The sequence below is a fragment of the Brachybacterium sp. FME24 genome (assembly GCF_014897705.1).
GTDB lineage: Bacteria > Actinomycetota > Actinomycetes > Actinomycetales > Dermabacteraceae > Brachybacterium.
In genome coordinates this window covers 13158-31055 of record NZ_JABUXV010000028.1, presented here as the reverse complement: position 1 = coordinate 31055, position 17898 = coordinate 13158, and the positions used below count along the sequence as shown (strand labels likewise).

The following is a 17898-nucleotide window of genomic DNA, read 5'->3' as shown; positions in this document are numbered from 1 at the left end:
CAAAAATTTTCTCGTCAGGCGCCCACGTGTCCAAAGGGTGCGTCATGCAGTAAACCTATTTTCCGCGCTACATGCTCTACATCGCTACAAATCACATGCTTCCCCTGGTCAGAGAGGGTTTCCCGGTGTAGCGCAGCTGTAGCGCGGCAAGACCTTGCGCTACAGAGACCGTTGCAGATGCCGGCACAACCTGCCGGCTCCCCACCCGAGCGCACTCTCCCATATGACTCCCGTGGTCATCCGCAGTTGCGGGGTAAGGCGAGCAGCAACGGGTGATGATGCAGCCAGCTGGCACCCAACCCCGAGCGGACGCTCCAATGCAAGCTCCCACAGTCGGCCGCGGTTGCCGGGCAAGACCGACCGTCACAGATGCCGGCACAACCTGCCGGCTCCCCACCCCGAGCTGACGCTCCCATATGGCACCCATGGTCAGCCACGGCTACGAGGGTAAGACCGGCTCAGCCGATGCTCGGCCCATCCTGCTGGCGCTGGGGCTCATCCTGCTCCTCGCACCCCAGGACAGCGGGAGTCCTGCCACGGACGACCTCGTAGATGCCCCGGTCGATCTCCTCGCGCAGCTTGTCCCGCCGCCGGTTCGCGACGTCCCGCGAACGGATCAGCTCCCGCGTCGGCTCGGCGTGAAGCCACATCTTAGTGAGGTCACCACGCTCCTCGGCTTGGCTTCCGATCTTGTCAATCGCCGCCTGCGCCTTCTTCTCTTGCTCGAAGGCAGCGTCGACCTTCTCCTCCTTCGCCTGCCGAAGCCAGAGTTGATCAGCGACTGTCGGGTCGAGCTGATGAGCGAAAGCGTCGAGGAACTGTGCACCGACGCCCTTGGGCACGGTCTCCTCGTCGATCCGCTCACCACGGGCAAGCACCCGGCGGGCCTCCTCGTCGAACGCAGCCACACGAACGTAGAACTCCCGACGGCTCTCCCACTTCGAAGTCATCTCGCGCATCGGTGACCGGTACTCCTCGTACTCACCAGAAACGGACGGAGCGGGAGCGACGGTGGCGGCAGTGACGACCGGAGCGGGAGCGGAGGGCCCCGTTTTCTCGCTCGTATCGCCCTGCGGGCCCACAGGGGGCTGCGCGACGTCCTGGCTCTCTTCCGGAGTTGTAGGAGCCGTCTTGCGACGCTCGAACTCGCGGAGGAGGTCCTCGGCAACCAACCCCGACTCCCGCATCCGACGGTCGACGTCGGTGCTGATGTCCGGAATCGCTGGGGTGCGCCGAGAAAGCTGCCGCGGTTCCGCTTCGCTGGGAACCTTGCCCTTGTGCTTCGTGGGCGCCGTGGTCTGCGCCTTATGCGGTTTCGGTGCGGCGCGATCCGCCTGCTTCTGCTTGGCCGCCTTCCACTTGTTCATGGACTGACGGAGCCGCTCGCGGTGGCCTGCGTCGTCGATCAACATCCCCCGCTCGTCCAGAAGCTCTTCGACAGAGACATCTTCCGCACGAGCCCAGTCCGCAACCCAAGCGTCGAGTTCTTCCTCGCGGACGAGTTCCTCGATCGTGGCCCTGGCCTCGGTCAGCTCGTCGTCGGTCGGCTTCGTGACCGGGCGTGCCGGACCCACGACGGCACTCTCGACTCGCGGCTCGATGTCCCGGCCAGCGGCGACTTCGCACAGCTGTCGGTAGATGAAGCCGGCTTCGTACTGCTCGCCAAGCGTCTCGCCACGGACGTTCGTCGCCATGCCGTCGAGCTTGTAGCTGATCTTGCGCTGCTTTGGCGGCTTGCCACGACGCCAGCCCGGGTCCTCGACCGACAGACCATGATCTGCCCCGTACTCGGCCATGACGGCCTCGAACGCGCTGCGGTCGACCGTACGGGCATCGCCCATCGTGCCCCGGAAGGCGTCATCGACAGATCGAGGGTCGTGCAGCGCGGACCACATCGCGTCACGGATGATGTCGTGGTTCGACCGTTCACCGCGCGAACGCATGCGACGGTCCATCACCGAGCGCTTCTCCTTCTTCTGCTCGGCGACAGACTTCGCCTTCTGCGTGAAGCCCCAGTCCGGGTTCTCACGCATGAAGACGTCATGCCGTTCGCGGACGCTGTCGATGTCCGTGAGCGCACCGGACATCTTCGAGCCCGCATGCCAGACGCGGCCAGCGATTTCCATGTCCTCATAGACAACGGCATTCGCCACCGCATGCACGTGGAACTTCCCGCCGACCTCACCAGTCGTGGGATCGGGAGTCATGCCTTTGCCATCGGCCTGTCCAACCAGGTGCACCTGGAGTCCGGGCATGGTCTCCCGGAAGTGCGCGACCGTGTACTCAAACGCGTGAGCGACCTGTTCGGGATCCTGCGGATTCACTTCATCGGGGCCGAAACCGATGATGAAATGCACCGCCTCGTTCTGGCGCACGTAGCCGCCCTCGTGCTTGACGTGGGTCGCAGTCTCATCGTCCCGACCCTCACGCCAGTACCGCCGACCACCAGGGCGAGTATCGCGCACGTGCGTGGCCTCCTCACTGTGTCCCGGGAGCTCGTAGCGGGCCGGCGACTTGCGCATCGCACCCTGCTTGCCATGTCGACGCCGCACTGCTGCGAACTCTCCCGTCGAGGTCTCGGGACGACAGCGAAGCCCCGCCGCATGCAGCACGCGCTCCTTCTTCGTCGAACCGGACTTCGGCTTCACCGTGTACCGCAGCAGCCGCCACGCGACAGGCGTCTTACCGATCGTCATCGAAGGCATCACAACCACCTCCGAAGCGTCTGAGAACGAGCGCCATCGCGATCGGCCAGGAGCTCCAGGAACTCCTGGATCCGCGCCAGGTGACGTGAGACCTGCTTCAAAGCAGCAGTAGGGACGCGGTCGCCAGAGTTCGCCGAGCGTGCCAGCTGGTTGATGTTGTTGCCGATCTTCTGGAACTGGAAAGTCGCGTCCAAGTAGCCGGTCGCGTTCCGGTCGAGCGACTCTTTCAGCGAAGCGATCTGGTCCTCGTCGAGGTCGACAGTGCGCAGCTCCTGCGCTCGTGAGGCGTCCTGGTACTTCTCGTCACGCAGTACCGCGGCCGCGATCTTCACGATCTCGCGGATCGCCTCGGAAGACGAGGACATGCGCAGCTCGGACTTGACGAAGGCGAAGTCATCGGACCCGGACTCGTCGAGTCTGCTCGACACGACGGTCTCCTTCGTTCGACGCGGCGACCGGCGCCTGTCACTCACCACGTCAGCAACGGAGTCGTCGCCGACGTGGGAGAGGTGCTCGTCGGACACGTCCTCCTCGCGCACGGTCGGGTGCTCTGTGTTCACTCGTTCCTCGTTCACTGCACCCTCCAAGTAGCCGGGGCCCTGGGGCTCCATTCGTCAACGACGCATTCTGGCGAACGACTCGTAACTCCATTTTGCCCCAGGGCCCCGGCTACTGGCAAGCAATCCGACCGTATACATTCTCGCTTCGCTCGAATGTTCCGGTCGGACCGGTCGTCGTCGCTGGCGCTCCTCCTCCCTTTGCTTGCGAGGGGCTCCGTGGCCGTGCTGCGCACGTCCACTCTGCCCCTTCGATCCCCACCTACACGACGAAGCCCCGACCGCCAGAATCGGTGATCGGGGCTTCGGCGAGAGGGTCTCCGGCCTGTATCTACTCCGTAGAGGAGAGGCCCAGCGCGTCGCGCAGGCGAGAGAGCCGCTGGCCTTCACCCACGTCGCCGCTGAGCGCATCGATGCCGTGCAGTTCGTACAGCGCTTCGACGATCTCGACGCACTCGCGCTCGCGCTGGGCAGCGACCTGCTGCTTCAACGACTCCTGCTGGCGCATAATATCCGCGAGACGCTCGCGGGCGGTCTTCGGCTTCCGGCGCTTCGAGACCTTCGGCTTCGGCGACACCTCCGCCGTCACTACAGCGCCCTCCTCATACTGCGCACTCGTCTCTACATTCTGATCGTTCATGATCTCTTCCTATCTGTTTATCGATACCGGTATCGCCTCACATTTGAAGGCGCAGGTGTCTTGGCTACTTGCGCACGAAGCCGCGGTAGGTCTCCTTGAGCGGGTGGGGGAGGCACCGCCCGTTCGGGTCAGAGCCCCGGTAGCTGGAGTTCATCCAGTCGAACAGGCCGTACTCGTCGATCAACAGCTCCGGGGTCGACATGGCACTGCCAGGACGCTTTCCCTTGGTGTATTCCCAGGTCGAATCTGACACCATCTCCCTGAGCTGCCGAGTGAACTCGTTTTGACTCAGAGGGATGCCCGAGGGACGCGTCCGTAAGAACCAGACCTTGAAGAGGTCGTAGAGGAACGGCGACGGCAGCAGGTCCCAGACGAACTGATCCTCGAACTCGGTCCAGAAGTCTGCAACCGGGTCGTTAGCGACGCGGAACTCGTCCATCACCTCCGTACACGCCTCGGGCTCGCTCAGAGCCGGGTGCTGCAACTGAAGTGCCCGGCGCAGCACGTAGCAGAGCACGTCCTCACGCTTGAGGTAGTCGGACTTGATGTACTTCCGCTCGTCGCCCGTGAAGTTCTTCCGGAACGGCACCATGAGCGGCCGACGATTGAACGATTCGGACTTGTCCTTCGTCCGAGGGAACCCGTTGAAGCAGGCGACCACGAGTCCCTGAACCACGACACTGACTGGCTGGCGGTTCTTGCGTTCGATCTGGATCGGATCTCCGGTCACGACGCACTTGAAGTCGGCGGCAGACTTCACGAAGTCACCGACGTCGTTCTCGTCGGAGAGCACCGCCGTTGAGGTCAGCAGCGAGCCCTTCGAGAACCGGTCGCCGAACGCCTTGATCGACAGAGTCGCGGCACCGTCGCCGATGAGATTCCTCAGCAGCTCCATGTAGGTGCCCTTACCGTTGCGACCGCTCGTGCCGTACAGCCACGGTGAACGGTTCCAGCGTTCGTTCGGGCGCAGGGCCGCCGCGATGATCTCCCAAAGCAGCTCGGGCACGCCCTCGTCGTCGGAGAGATCGGCGATCCACGACGCGACATCCCACGGCTGGCCATCGGGCATCGTGATGACGGGGTTCGGCGCGTCTGCGAGATAGTCGACCGGTGACTTCGCCAGGAACACGCGCTCCGGAGAGAACGGTTCCAGCTCCTGGGTCGTGTGGTTGAAGACGCCGTTCTTCACCGGCGTCAGGGCCGGGTCGTCGCAGCGCTGCACCACCCTCGTATGGGAGGGCAGGCGCCTGATGACCGACTCGATGTCGCGCCGGCACATGCTCGGTGCCAACTCGCTGATGAGCCTGACGAACACGCTCTCGCTAGTCGCGTACGTGCCCTCAGCGTCGCCCGACGACTGGTACATCGCGAGCAGCGACAGGTCGTCGCCGTCCTTGGTGTGCGTCAAGTTGACCGTCGCGATGTCGAAGCGATCCAGCAGGATCTTCACGATCGTCAACTCGTCCAGGCGTCCGGGAATCCGGAAGCGGGTCAGCTTCTCCAGCTTGCGCCGCTCGTTCTCCACCGCGACCTTCTGCTCGATCAGCGCCAGCAGCATGTCGCGATACTTGCGCAGCGTCACCGTCTGGCCGGCGAGGGCCTCCCGGACTTCCTCGTACGCCTCCTCGGTCAGCGTCTCGACGGAGGGCGGCACGGTCGAATCTGCGCTCTGAGCATTCGCCTCCGCCTGCGGAACCGGCGCCGGGCCTCCCCGCTGGGCCTCGGCCAGCTCGCGCTCCAGGCGGGCGATCTCGTCGTCCCCCGTAAGAGGCGGAGGCGCTGCACCGTTGGTAGAATGGTGGGAAGAATCCGCCCGATTCTCGATGGCCGTCTCGGTGTCGCCGCCGGGGCGGCTTTCTTCTGCGCTCATGCCGACGCACCTCCACCAAGGATCATGGCGAGGCGTTCACGCTGGCCCGGCGTGAGAGGCGGGGCGCTGTCGACCACCCGCTGGAGGGCCGCCTCGTCGGCCTCCGCCGAACTGGTCACGAAGGCGTCGAGATCCTGCTGGCGGATCTTGATCCGGTTGCCCACGCGGATGGACGGAAGGCGGCCAGCAGCGACGTGGCCACGCAACGTCGAGTAGGCGCCATATCCGCGGTCGACGAGGTCGCGCAGGGAATAGACGGTCTGGGGCTGGTTCTGTGTCGATGTCGATGACACGGGGACTCTCCTTGGGAGTCAACACCCGTGCACAAATGGCCGCCTTTTGAATCCCTCACTTGCCAGTGAGGGCGGCTGCGCTCTGGCCTATGCCTCGTCGCTGGAGCGCCAGGTCCGACGAGGGTGGGACATCTGCGGCCGGTGAACCCGAGGAAGCCCATCGCCTCGGCACCCGCGACTCTGGCCTATGACTCGCGCCGGGAGTCGCACCGGTACGCAAGCGTGGGACACCTGTGGCAGTCGGGAGGAGCCCATCTCTTGGCCCCGACACGCGACCTTGCCGCTTTTATCCGAGGGGACGGGTCGCTCGCCGATCCCTCTTACACCGGAGTGCCCTGACCGGTGTCTCCTTCTTTCCGTCGGAGGGGCACTGCTCCGGTCGGGGTCGCGATCGAGCTTCGACCGCGCCTCCAGTATAGCGGAACTGGCGCGAACCGGCGCAATCTGGCGCTGTCTAAGTATGCTTTTTTCCGTCCACGGTTGCGAGCACCGTGATGGCGTACTCCGCGGTGGAGGCGCCGGTCTCGTCGCGCATCACGCGATCGAGGGAGCGGCGCATCCGGTTCTTCGTGGCGGACATGGTGTTCTCCTACTCTTCGTGGGCGGTGGGCACCGCCCGGTGGCGAGCGGCGGGCGCCGCTCGATCCGGACCGTCAGGTGCCGGTCCGGGTGGGCAGCCGCGGCTGCCCGGCGTCGACCCGGGAAGGGACCGACGCACGGAGGGAGCCCTGCGCACGACGGAGCGCTCGGCGGGGCGGGAGATGGCAGGGCACGGGCCAGATGGATGCGCGTCTCATAGCGGGGCGCCCCCCGTCGTGGTGAGGGCGATGGTGCCCCCGAGCAGGGAGATCACCGTCGGGATGATCCCGAGGACCACGAAGGCGGGCAGCAGCGCCACCCCGGTGGGCAGGACGAGACGCACGGCGAGCTGCGCCGCGCGCACCTCGGAGTCCCGGGCCCGGCCCCGGCGGGCGTCCCGGGCGGCGGAGCGCAGCACCCGGGAGAGGTCGGCCCCGGCCGATTCGGCGAGGATCGCGGACTCGCTGAGCGCGGCGAACTCCGGGGGCAGGTCCGCTGTGGCGAGCTCGGGGGCGAGCCCGGCCTCGAGAGCCGTCGCCGCTCGGGTGAGCGACTCGGTGTCGGGTCCGGCAGCGAGGGCCTGGGCGACCGAGCGGACGGACCGAGCAAGGGGCAACCCGGATTCGAGCGCCCCGGCGATCAGCTCGAGCACCACCGAGGGATCCACGCGCTCCGTCGACGGGGGATCGGCTCGGTGGATCAGCCGTTGCATCCACCACCAGCCCACGCCGGTCAGCGCGATGCCGAGAGCACCCAGCAGGTTCCCGGCGGGCGAGTCGATCAGCAGGCGCAGCGGATCACCCCCGAGCAGCATGCCCAGGCCGAGACCTGCCAGCGGCAGGACGAGCAGGATGCGGGCCGTGGACCGCGGGCCGGTGAAGGCGCTGCGGCGCGCCTGGGCGGCATCGTGCAGGTCACGGAGGGCTTCCGCCAGGCTCTGCAGCAGTCCGGAGGTCGGTGCGCCCGTGTGTTCGGCCACCGCGAGCGCAGCCCCCAGGGAGCTGATCGCCTCGGAGGAGGCCAGGGCGCCCGTGGCGGCGCGTCGAGGATCGGCGCCGGCACCCGCCGCACGAGCCAGGTCGGTCAGCTCGCCCGCAGGGAGTGAGCGGGCGACGGCGCTCCATGCCTGCCGGAGGCCGGCGCCGGAATTGATCACCGTGGCCAGCTGCTCCACCATCCGGGCGACCTCGAGGCGCCCGGCAGCCGCCCGCCGGGTCCGGCCCGGCCGGATCCGAGGTCCGACGGCGATGCGCGGGGGAGCGGCGCCCCATGCCACCGCAAGGGTGGTGAGCAGAGCCAGCACGGCGAGGGCCACGAGGAGGGTCATGCCGCTCTCCTGCCGGAGCGGTGGGACGCCTGGACCGATGCCCCCTGGGCACCCTCGTGGACGTCACTGGTTCTCGCGTCGAGCTCGGGGGGTGAGGACCGATCGGGTGCGGTGGGGCTGGGCGGCGTCGCGGGTCGAGCGGGCGGGTGCTCCTGGGAGGTGCGGCCGAGCCGGGCCGCGAGCGCCGGGGCGGCCGGGCCGTCCCGGAGCTCCGCGCCGTCCACGTGCCAGGCGGTGGTGGCCTGGAGCATGCCGTCGTCAGCGCGGTGGAGCAGGGCGATCTCCTCCAGGACCCGCCGCCCCTTGCGGCGGCCGAGGTGGATCACGACCTCGAGAGCGCTCGCGACCTGCGCGGCAAGGGCACTGCGGCCCAGGCCTCCCAGGGCTCCGAGGGCCTCCAGCCGAGCAGGGACGTCGTGCGCCGTATTGGCGTGGACCGTGCCGCAGCCTCCCTCATGGCCGGTGTTCAGGGCTTGCAGCAGCTCCTGGATCTCGGCGCCCCGGCATTCGCCGAGCACGATCCGGTCCGGTCGCATGCGCAGGCTCTGCCGCACCAGGGCGATGAGGTCCACGGCTCCGGCACCTTCGCTGTTCGCATGACGAGACTGCAGATGCACGACGTGCGGATGATCCACGGCCAGTTCCAGCACGTCCTCGACCACGACGATCCGCTCGCCGTGCGGAACCTCTCCCAGCATGGCGGCCAGCAGCGTGGACTTCCCGGTCCCCGTTCCTCCGGTGACCAGGAACGGGAGGCGAGAGGCGATGATCGCGAGCAGCACCTTCCGGCCCTGCGGGCCGAAGGCGCCGAGCGCCTCGAGCGCTTCGAGATCCAGCGCTTCGCCGCCGGGCAGGCGCAGCGACACGATCGCACCGCCGGGCGAGAGCGGCGGGAGCACGGCGTGGAGGCGGATCCCCGAGGGCAGATGGGCATCCACCCAGGGCACGGCGTCGTCCAGGCGGCGACCTCCGGAGGTCGCCAGGCGCACGGCGAGATCGCGGGCCTGCTGAGGGCCCAGGTGCAGGTCGGCAGCATGCAGCCCCTCCGCATCATCGACCCAGACCGACCCGTCGTCGTTGACCAGAAGGTCGGTGACACCGGCGGAGACCAGGGGCTGCAGCGGGCCGAGCCCGTCGATGTGGTCGCGGATGCGGGACGTGAGCTCGAGGGTCGCGGCCGCGCCGAGGACCCTGCCCTGACGGCGAAGAGCCTGGGCGACGCGCGGGACGTCGACCAGTCCTGGGTTGCGGACGAGGTCCTCACGGACGAGGTCTATGAGCAGTGCGAGCGTCTGCTCAGGACCGACCCTCGTCGCCGGGGTCATGACCGGCCCTCCGCGAGCAGGCGCTGCAGCAGCCGGCGCGCTGCCCGATCGGCGCCTCGACGGCGCACGTCCAGCAGCGGCACCGCACCCCGCGGGCCGTCGCGGAAGGAGGCGGCCAGCGGGAGCGCGAGGTCTTCGGCGACCTCGGCAGGGGCCAGAGGTCCCCGTCGGCGCACGACCACCTGGGTGATGGTGTCGGGGAGGCGCCAGGTGCGCAGCCTGCGCGCGGCGGCACGCACCGCATGATCCGAGGCCGGGACGACCAGGAGGAGGTGATCGGCATGCTCCGCCGCGACCGGCACCAGGGCGTCGGCGAGGTCCACGACGACCGTTCCCCCGAGCGGGGTCAGCGCGGAGAGGACGCGTGACAGGGCGGGCGGTTCCGGCCCGAGCTGGGCTCGGGAGCCCAGCAGCCCGATCTCGTCGATCCGTGGAAGACCGTCCCGCAGCGCGACCCCGTCGTCCGGACCGAGGCCGGTCGCGTCCTCCCAGGAGATGCCGTCCGCGTCGGTGCCCTCGACCAGGAGGTCGAGGCCTCCTCCCAGAGGGTCCGCATCGATCAGGACGACGGGACCGGCAGGCCGTGCCGCCGCCGCCAGCCGGGCGGCGAAGCTCGAGGCGCCTGCGCCGCCGCACCCACCCGCCACGGCGATCACGGTGGAGGCCGCGCGGGGTCGGGCGAGCTCGGTCAGCTGGGAGAGCAGCTCCTCGGAGCCGTCGGGGAGGGTGAGCACGGCGCGGGCACCGGCGGCCAGCGCCCGCTCCCACAGTGCGCGGGGCACCTCGGTCTGCGAGGTCACCACCAGCAGGGGAAGGCGGCCCGGGACGGCCGGCACGGGGTCCCCTCCGAGTGCGACGTCGTCGATCACCAGACACCTCACCGCAGCGTCCCCGGGGGAGTCGAGGAGTTCGATGCCGGCGGCGGTGGCGTGGTCGCGGACCAGCTCCTGCAAGGCCGTCTCCGCGCCGATCCAGAGGGCCCTCGGGGCAGTGTCGTCGACCGCGGCGGGAGGGGTCGGTGACGTTCCGGGGAACCGTGCTGGCCGGCGCACCGGGCTGCCGGTCGGTGCGCCCGCAGGGAGCGCCCTCGCGCCGCTGTCGAGCACCCCGGGAGCGGGGGCGATGGCTCGTCGGGATGGTGCTGAGGTGCTGGTCATGCCGTCATCGTGGACGCCATGAGGTGCTCGGTGCAGAGCTGACCCAGCGGCGGTGGACAACCACCCTCTGGGGAGGAAAGGACAGCGGAGCCGGGGGCTTGCGTGCCTCTCGAGTCCAGCGTAGTGTGATCTGCACAACACGAATACCGGCACCGGAACCCACGTGCGACTGGTCCCCGCAACGGACCGGCTGTGAGGCGTCGAAAGCGCCACCGCAGCCACACACTCTGCACGCCTGATACCGATGCTCACGGATCGTGCGGAGCGGTGCCGCGTCTGATCGCGGCGCCGCTCCATCGTTGTGTGCGGGGCGCTTCCGTCGCCCCTCGGGGCGACGCCCTGCCATCACGGCGACGTCCCCCTACAGCGAGAGCGACGTCCCTCTACCGTGAAGGCGACGCCCTGCCGCACCGTGCCGGGCCAGTGCCCGTCAGAGACCGGGCCCCTCGACCTCGCGGTCGACGTCCCGGGCTCACCGCTCTGTGAGCCCGGCTCCGCGCCGTCTCAGAAGTCCAGGTCGACCACGACGGGCGCGTGATCCGAGGCGCCCTTGCCCTTGCGCTCCTCGCGGTCGATGAAGGATCCGGTCACCGCCGACTGCACCGCCGGGGAGCCGAGCACGAAATCGATGCGCATCCCTTCCTTCTTCGGGAACCGCAGTGCCTGGTAGTCCCAGTAGGTGTAGATGCCGGGGCCCTCGTGGTCTGGTCGCACCACGTCGGCAAAACCGGCGTCGACGATCGCGCGGAACGCCGACCGCTCGGGCTCGGTGACGTGCGTCTTCCCCTCGAAGGCGTCCATGTCCCATACGTCCTCGTCGCGCGGGGCGACGTTGAAGTCGCCCACCAGGACGGTGCGGGAGGCCTCATCCGCGGCGAGCTCGCGCTCGCCCTCGGCGCGCAGCGCCTCCAGCCACCGCAGCTTGTACGCGTAGTGAGGATGGTCCACCTCGCGGCCGTTGGGCACGTAGAGCGACCAGATCCGCAGCCCGTCGCCGACGACTCCGCTGAGGGCGCGGGCCTCGACCACGCCGGTCTCGTCCTCGGGATAGGTGGGGACGGCCGGCAGCTGGGTCTGCACGTCGCTCAGGCCGACGCGCGAGATCAGGGCGACCCCGTTCCACTGGTTCAGGCCATGAGCGCTGACCTCGTACCCGGCGTCCTGCAGCGCCGTGAGGTCCAGCTGCTCGGGCTTGGCCTTGGTCTCCTGCAGAGCGAGGACGTCGACCTCGTGACGCTCCAGGAAGGCGAGCACACGGTCCATCCGTGCCCGCAGCGAGTTGATGTTCCAGGTGGCGATACGCATGCCCACGATCCTACGGGGCGCGGGACGGTGCAGAGCGGGCCTCGGGACGCTCCGGGCAGTCGTAAGATATGCCCATGGCGCGCGCACTCGTGACCGGTTCGACATCAGGACTGGGTCTGGAATTCGCCTGGCAGCTGGCAGGCACAGGTCATGATCTCGTGCTGGTCTCACGGGATGAGGACCGGCTCCATGCTGTGTCCGAGCAGATCCGCGACGTCCACGACGTCCGTGTCGAGATCCTCCCCGCGGACCTCTCGGAACGGGAGCGGCTGGAGCGGGTCGCGGTCCGTCTCACCGATCCCGTCGACCGGATCGATCTGCTGATCAACAACGCCGGCTACGGACTGCGCGGAGGCTTCCTCGACATCGGGGTCGAGGACCATGAGAAGCAGATGGACACCCTCATGAAGGCTGTCCTGGTGCTCTCCCATGCCGCAGCCCGCACCATGGTGCAGCGGCGGCGCGGCGCGATCCTCAACGTGAGCTCGCTGGCGGGCTATACGACAGCCGGCCCGTACGCCGCCTCCAAGAGCTGGGTCACCGTCTTCACCGAGTCGCTCGCGATGGAGCTCAAGGGTACGGGCGTCACCGCCACGGCCCTGCTGCCCGGATTCGTGCAGACCGAGTTCCATGAGCGCGCCGCGATGTCCATGGACGGCATGCCCCGCGTCACCTGGTTGAAGGCGCCGTTCGTGGTCGAGCAGGCCCTCAAGGACACCGCCAAGGGCACCGTGCTGTCGATCCCCTCGGTCAAGTACCGGACCGCCGGGGAGTTCTCCCGGATCGCGCCCAGGCCGCTCATCCGAGCGATGACCTCCCCGAACTGGTACCGCCGGTTCCAGCAGCGGGCAGTGCTCCAGTCCCAGCGGAAGGCGTCCCGCCGCGCGCTCCGGGCGCCGTGGCAGCGGGACGACGAGACATGAGGACGAGGCATAAGGACTAGGCACAGGGCGGACGGTCGACAGGAGGGGAGGCGGCACGGTCCATTATCCTGTCCGTATGCGCCAGACCACCTCAGCTCCTGACCCGTCCGCCCCGATCGATGTCGCGCGTGAGCGGTTGCGCGAGCTGATCCGTGACCTCGCCGTGGTGCGCGGTCACGTCATCCTCTCCTCGGGCGCCGAGGCCGACCACTACGTCGACCTGCGCCGCATCACCCTGCACCATGAGGCGGCTCCGCTCGTGGGTCGCGTGATGCTGGATCTGCTGCGCCGCGAGGGCCTCGTGCCCGGCGTCGAGGCCGTCGGCGGGCTCACCCTCGGCGCGGATCCCGTCGCCACCTCGATCATGCATGCGTCCGCCTACGACGCCGCAGCGGGCGGCTCGGGCGCCCCGCTGGACTCCTTCGTGGTGCGCAAGGCCAACAAGGCCCACGGCCTGCAGCGTCGCATCGAGGGCCCCGAGGTCTCCGGGCGTCGGGTCATCGCCGTCGAGGACACCTCCACCACCGGCGGCAGCGTGCTGACCGCCTGTGAGGCGCTCACCGAGGCCGGTGCGGACATCGCCGCGGTCGCGGTGATCGTGCACCGTTCCGAGGCGTCCCGTGAGGCCGTCGAGGCCGCCGGGTACCGCTACCTCTACGCCTACGACATCTCCGAGCTGGAGATCTGACCGCGCCGGTCCAGCAGATCGCGCCTGCCCAGCAGGTCTCGTCTGTCCAGCGGCTCTCGTCTGTCCAGCGGCTCGCACCCGCCCAGCGGGTCCCTCAGACCTGATCGGCGGAGAAGGTGTCGCAGGATGCCACGGTGCCCTCCTGATAGCCGGTGGTGAACCACGCCCGTCGCTGCTCCGAGGAGCCGTGGGTCCAGGTCTCCGGGCGCACCTCACCGCCGGCGACGTCACCCTGGATATGGTCATCGCCCACCGCGCTCGCCGCGGACAGCGCGGAGTCGATGTCCTCCTCGGTCAGCGGGGACAGCATCGTCTGGCCGTTGTCATCGGTGGAGGTCGAGGCGTGATTCGCCCAGACCCCGGCGTAGCAGTCGGCCTGGAGCTCGAGCCGCACGCCGTCGGACTGCGGCCCCGTGCTCCGACGATCCAGCCCGTTCATCGTGCCGGACAGGTTCTGGATGTGATGGCCGTACTCGTGGGCCACGACGTACATCTTCGCCAGCTGGCCGCCGTCGGCCCCGTACTGCGAGCTCAGGGAGTCGAAGAAGGAGACGTCGACGTACAGCGTGGAATCCGCGGGGCAGTAGAACGGGCCGACGTCCGCCGTCGCCGCACCGCACCCTGTCTGGACCGTGCTGTCGAAGATCGCGCCCGTGGGCTCGACGAAATCGATGCCGGACTCCGGGGCGAGCTGGGCCCACAGGGAGTCCGCGGATTCGACGGTCGCCTGCACCAGGCAGTCGTCGCGCTGGTTGGCGTCCTCGCCGGTCTGGCACTCCTCCAGGGCGCCGCCCTCGGCGACCGGGCCCTGCTGGGTGGTCGTGGGATCGGATCCACCGAGCAGATCGAGCGGGTTGCCGCCCATGACGATATAGATCACCAGGATCACGACCAGCACGCATCCACCGCCGCCGCCGAGCTTCAGGCCGCCGCGCCCGCGGCCCCCAGGACGGAAACCGCCGGGGCGAAACCCCCCGCCCCCACCGCCACCTGCACGGGAGACGTTGTCTGAGCGGATCTCCGCGTTCGGATTGAAGGTCATGGCGACAGAGTAGACCGCGGTGGCGCCGTGGTCAGGCGGAACAGTATTCGTGAAGGTCCTGCGCAACCGAGCATGCGGTGCCGCCTCGGGGATTTCTCGCACCTAGCATGGGTGGTGGGGCGACATCCTGCTCCGGGCGAGGGGACGTGCCACCGGTCGGAGCCTCCGACCGGGCGTTCGGCGACACCCCGCTCCCGGTACGCCGTCACGACCGGTCCGCCGTGGACGGCCGGACCGCACACAGAGGAGATCTGCATGAACATCGTCGACTGGGCTGTCAGCACCATGGACAGCCTCGGCGCCCTGGGTGTGGGCCTGCTGATCTTCCTCGAGAACGTCTTCCCGCCGATCCCGTCCGAGGTGATCCTGCCCCTGGCCGGGGTGGCCGCCGCCGGCCCGAACCATAGCTACTGGGCGATGCTGGTCGCCTCGCTCGTCGGATCCCTGGCGGGGGCATGGCTGCTGTACGGACTGGGCCGGCTGCTGGGGCCGGTGCGCCTGCGCACCATCTTCCTCAAGCTGCCGCTGCTGCACGTGAAGGACTACGACAAGACCGTCGACTTCATGGACAGGCACGGGCACAAGGCCATCTTCTTCGGTCGCATGGTGCCCGGGGTGCGCTCGCTGATCTCGATCCCCGCCGGCCTGTACGCGATGCCGCTGTGGACCTTCAGCCTGCTCACCCTCGCCGGCAGCGCCATCTGGAACACCGTGTTCGTGACCTTCGGGTACTACCTGGGCAGCAACTGGACGGTGATCGAGCCCTACACCGACTTCTTCTCCACCGTGGTCTACGCCATCGTCGCCCTGGTCATCCTGGTGTTCGCGGTCCAGATCATCCGTCGCGAGGTCCGACGCCGCAAGCTCGGGCTCCCGGACCCCGACAAGGAGATCCTCGAGCAGGAGCAGAGCGCCGAGGGCGACACGGGCTCCGGGGCGACCCGGTGACTGCGGAGTCCGGTACGACTCCCGAGCCTCCGTTGGCCCCCGAGCCGCAGTCGACTCCTGTGCCTCAGTCGACCCCTGAGCCTCAACCGACGCCTGAGCGCATGGTCGGCGTCGGCCCGCACCCGCGCCCGTGGCCGGAGGGCGACCGTTTCGATCCCGAGCTCCTCGCCGACGGCGACCGGCGCAACGTTGAGGACCGCTTCCGGTACTGGCGGCGCGAGGCGATCATCGCCGAGCTCGACACGCATCGCCACGATCTGCATGTCGCGATCGAGAACCTCGAGCACGACGCGAACATCGGCTCGGTGGTGCGCACGGCGAACGCCTTCGCGGTGGGGGCGTTCCACATCGTCGGCCGACGCCGCTGGAACCGGCGCGGCGCGATGGTCACCGACCGCTACCAGCACGAGATCCACCATCCCGACGCCGCGCACCTCATCGCGTGGGCCCGGGAGCAGGGGCGCCCCCTCGTGGTGATCGATCTGGTCCCCGGGGCGATGCCCCTGGAGCGCACGGCGCTGCCCCGCAACGCCCTGCTGGTGGTGGGCCAGGAGGGACCCGGGGTGAGTGCCGAGATCCTGGACGCCGCGGACCTCGTCGTGGGCATCACCCAGTTCGGATCCACGCGGTCGATCAACGTGGCCGCAGCGGCGGCGATCGCGATGCACAGCTGGATCCTGCAGCACGCGGAGATCCCCGACCTGCCCCTGCGCTGAAGGCGGTGTCCGCGAGGGACCTCCGACCGGTGGTCGCCCAGCGCACTGTGGAACAATGGACACGATCGAACGACCCTGCGCGGCGCCTCCACGCCGCCGGTCGTCTCAGACCCTCTTCAGCGAAGGAGAATGCCACATGGCAGTCGCAACCCCGGATCAGTACGCAGAGATGATCGACCGCGCGAAGGCAGGCAAGTTCGCCTACCCGGCCGTGAACGTCTCGAGCTCCCAGACGGCCATCGCCGCCCTGCAGGGCTTCAGCGATGCGAACACCGACGGCATCATCCAGGTGTCCTTCGGTGGCGCCGAGTACCTCTCCGGCTCCACCGTCAAGGACCGCATCGCGGGCTCGCTCGCTCTCGCCGAGTTCGTGCACGCGGTCGCGAAGAACTACCCGATCAACGTCGCGCTCCACACGGACCACTGCGCCAAGGAGGTTCTGCCCACCTGGGTGGAGCCCCTGATCGAGTGGGACCTCGAGAACCGCGTGAAGAAGGGCCTGAACCCGCTCTTCCAGTCGCACATGTGGGACGGCTCCGCCGTGCCGGTCGACGAGAACCTCGAGATCGCCGAGCGTCTGCTCGAGAAGTCCGTCGAGGCCAAGAAGATCCTCGAGATCGAGGTCGGCGTCGTCGGCGGCGAGGAGGACGGCGTGGTCGCCGATGTCGATGGCGACAAGCTCTTCTCCACCCCCGAAGACGGCCTGAAGACGGCCGCGAAGCTCGGCCTGGGCGAGCGCGGTCGCTACCTGACCGCCCTGACCTTCGGCAACGTGCACGGCGTGTACAAGCCGGGCAACGTCAAGCTGACCCCGTCGATCCTGCTGGACATCCAGAAGGCCGTCGGCGCCGAGTACGGCAAGGACATGCCGTTCGACCTCGTCATGCACGGCGGCTCGGGCTCCTCCATCGAGGAGATCCAGACCGCTGTCGACAACGGTGTCATCAAGATGAACATCGACACCGACACCCAGTACGCCTTCACCCGCCCGGTGGTCTCGCACATGTTCGAGAACTACAACGGCGTCATGAAGGTCGACGGCGAGGTCGGCAACAAGAAGGCGTACGACCCCCGCGCCTGGGGCAAGAAGGCCGAGGCCGGACTGGCCGCACGCCTGGTCGAGGCGGCGGAGAACCTCCGCTCGGCCGGCACCCACCCGGCCTGATCGACATACCGGAAGGTATGAGCGAGAGAGGATCAGCCGCCTAGACAGAGCTGATCGACCACAGGGCCCCGGAGCTACGGCTCCGGGGCCCTGTCGTGTCCGGTGACGGTGTCCTTCGCGGTGCTGCCCCGAGCGGTGATGCTCCCCTCGACCGATGCGGCTGGCCTCGATCGAGCAGCTTGTGTCAGGTTCTCAGCCACTTATGCGCCGAAACTGGCTGAGAACCAAGCAATCTGGTGCGAGCAGGCAGGTGCGCTGGGTGTGGGTGTGGGTGCCGTGCGGAGCTGCAGGGCGAAGCGCGCTGGCGAGAGCGCGGGGCGGAGCTTCTACCAGCGATTGCCGGCGGCGCGCCCCATGACCCGCTTCAGGGCGGGAAGCACGTCGGCGAGGAAGATTCCCGCGATGATGATGCCGCCCAGCATGAAGAGCATCGAGGCCCCGCCGCTCCCGATGGGCGCAGGCAGAGACAGGAACCCCAGCAGCATCGCCACGCCGGTGAGCACGCACCAGAACACCTTGGTGCGTTTGCCCGCCGCGACGTAGGCGTCGGGTCGGAAACGCAGAGCATTCACGAATGCCCAGATCTCTGCCACGAGCAGGGCGAGGGCGAGCACAAGGAAGATCCACATCTGGATGAGGGCGATCATCGTTCCAGGAT

The 17898-nt window shown here is 68.4% G+C and carries 17 protein-coding genes; 5 read left to right on the top strand and 12 right to left on the bottom strand.

Annotated features, from left to right (window positions below; all coding sequences use genetic code 11):
• Nucleotides 1-458: 458 nt before the first annotated feature.
• The 10 genes from INT51_RS20860 to INT51_RS20820 form a co-directional block, all read right to left on the bottom strand.
• On the bottom strand, nucleotides 459-2705 hold the full coding sequence (locus tag INT51_RS20860; RefSeq protein ID WP_193107339.1) for a hypothetical protein: 2247 nt from the start codon (nucleotides 2703-2705) through the stop codon (nucleotides 459-461).
• Nucleotides 2705-3133: a plasmid mobilization relaxosome protein MobC gene (gene mobC, locus INT51_RS20855; protein WP_193107338.1), complete on the bottom strand. Its 429-nt coding sequence runs from the start codon at nucleotides 3131-3133 to the stop codon at nucleotides 2705-2707. Before mobC ends, INT51_RS20860 begins: the two co-directional genes overlap by 1 nt.
• A 460-nt stretch (nucleotides 3134-3593) precedes the next feature.
• Complete coding sequence (locus INT51_RS20850) at nucleotides 3594-3902, bottom strand: hypothetical protein (RefSeq protein WP_193107337.1); 309 nt, start codon at nucleotides 3900-3902, stop codon at nucleotides 3594-3596.
• 64 nt (nucleotides 3903-3966) lie between these two features.
• Nucleotides 3967-5460: a phage/plasmid primase, P4 family gene (locus INT51_RS20845; protein ID WP_193107336.1), complete on the bottom strand. Its 1494-nt coding sequence runs from the start codon at nucleotides 5458-5460 to the stop codon at nucleotides 3967-3969.
• 308 nt (nucleotides 5461-5768) lie between these two features.
• Nucleotides 5769-6065: a helix-turn-helix domain-containing protein gene (locus INT51_RS20840; RefSeq protein ID WP_193107335.1), complete on the bottom strand. Its 297-nt coding sequence runs from the start codon at nucleotides 6063-6065 to the stop codon at nucleotides 5769-5771.
• 454 nt (nucleotides 6066-6519) lie between these two features.
• Entirely contained in the window at nucleotides 6520-6645 is a 126-nt protein-coding gene (locus tag INT51_RS22450; protein WP_226986008.1) for a DUF4244 domain-containing protein, read from the bottom strand.
• A gap of 213 nt (nucleotides 6646-6858) precedes the next feature.
• Entirely contained in the window at nucleotides 6859-7971 is a 1113-nt protein-coding gene (locus INT51_RS20835; RefSeq protein WP_193107334.1) for a type II secretion system F family protein, read from the bottom strand.
• Nucleotides 7968-9296, bottom strand: a complete 1329-nt coding sequence (locus INT51_RS20830; protein WP_193107333.1) for a TadA family conjugal transfer-associated ATPase — start codon at nucleotides 9294-9296, stop codon at nucleotides 7968-7970. Before INT51_RS20830 ends, INT51_RS20835 begins: the two co-directional genes overlap by 4 nt.
• Nucleotides 9293-10453, bottom strand: coding sequence for a septum site-determining protein Ssd (gene ssd, locus INT51_RS20825; RefSeq protein ID WP_193107332.1), 1161 nt, complete (start codon nucleotides 10451-10453; stop codon nucleotides 9293-9295). Before ssd ends, INT51_RS20830 begins: the two co-directional genes overlap by 4 nt.
• A 504-nt stretch (nucleotides 10454-10957) precedes the next feature.
• The gene (locus INT51_RS20820) at nucleotides 10958-11758 is read right to left on the bottom strand and encodes an exodeoxyribonuclease III (protein ID WP_193107331.1); all 801 of its coding nucleotides are present in this window, start codon (nucleotides 11756-11758) and stop codon (nucleotides 10958-10960) included.
• 74 nt (nucleotides 11759-11832) lie between these two features.
• Here INT51_RS20820 and INT51_RS20815 point away from each other — a divergent pair, with 74 nt between their 5' ends.
• Both INT51_RS20815 and INT51_RS20810 read left to right on the top strand, forming a co-directional pair.
• On the top strand, nucleotides 11833-12681 hold the full coding sequence (locus INT51_RS20815; RefSeq protein WP_193107330.1) for an SDR family oxidoreductase: 849 nt from the start codon (nucleotides 11833-11835) through the stop codon (nucleotides 12679-12681).
• A gap of 76 nt (nucleotides 12682-12757) precedes the next feature.
• Nucleotides 12758-13369 (top strand): orotate phosphoribosyltransferase, encoded by a 612-nt coding sequence (locus INT51_RS20810; RefSeq protein ID WP_193107329.1) that lies wholly within the window; start codon nucleotides 12758-12760, stop codon nucleotides 13367-13369.
• Nucleotides 13370-13463: 94 nt separating this feature from the next.
• Here INT51_RS20810 and INT51_RS20805 read toward each other — a convergent pair whose 3' ends face one another.
• On the bottom strand, nucleotides 13464-14411 hold the full coding sequence (locus tag INT51_RS20805; protein ID WP_193107328.1) for a neutral zinc metallopeptidase: 948 nt from the start codon (nucleotides 14409-14411) through the stop codon (nucleotides 13464-13466).
• Between the two features lie 255 nt (nucleotides 14412-14666).
• On the opposite strand from INT51_RS20805, the gene INT51_RS20800 reads away from it, so the two are divergent.
• The 3 genes from INT51_RS20800 (at nucleotide 14667) to fbaA (ending at nucleotide 17240) form a co-directional block, all read left to right on the top strand.
• Nucleotides 14667-15359 (top strand): DedA family protein, encoded by a 693-nt coding sequence (locus tag INT51_RS20800; protein ID WP_193107327.1) that lies wholly within the window; start codon nucleotides 14667-14669, stop codon nucleotides 15357-15359.
• Between the two features lie 101 nt (nucleotides 15360-15460).
• On the top strand, nucleotides 15461-16075 hold the full coding sequence (locus INT51_RS20795) for a TrmH family RNA methyltransferase (RefSeq protein WP_226986007.1): 615 nt from the start codon (nucleotides 15461-15463) through the stop codon (nucleotides 16073-16075).
• Nucleotides 16076-16211: 136 nt separating this feature from the next.
• Nucleotides 16212-17240 carry a class II fructose-bisphosphate aldolase gene (gene fbaA, locus INT51_RS20790; protein ID WP_193107325.1) on the top strand — a complete coding sequence of 343 codons (1029 nt, stop codon included), beginning with the start codon at nucleotides 16212-16214 and terminating at the stop codon, nucleotides 17238-17240.
• Nucleotides 17241-17566: 326 nt separating this feature from the next.
• On the opposite strand, the gene INT51_RS20785 is transcribed toward fbaA, so the two are convergent.
• Nucleotides 17567-17887, bottom strand: coding sequence for a DUF2516 family protein (locus INT51_RS20785; RefSeq protein WP_193107324.1), 321 nt, complete (start codon nucleotides 17885-17887; stop codon nucleotides 17567-17569).
• Between the last annotated feature and the right edge of the window lie 11 nt (nucleotides 17888-17898).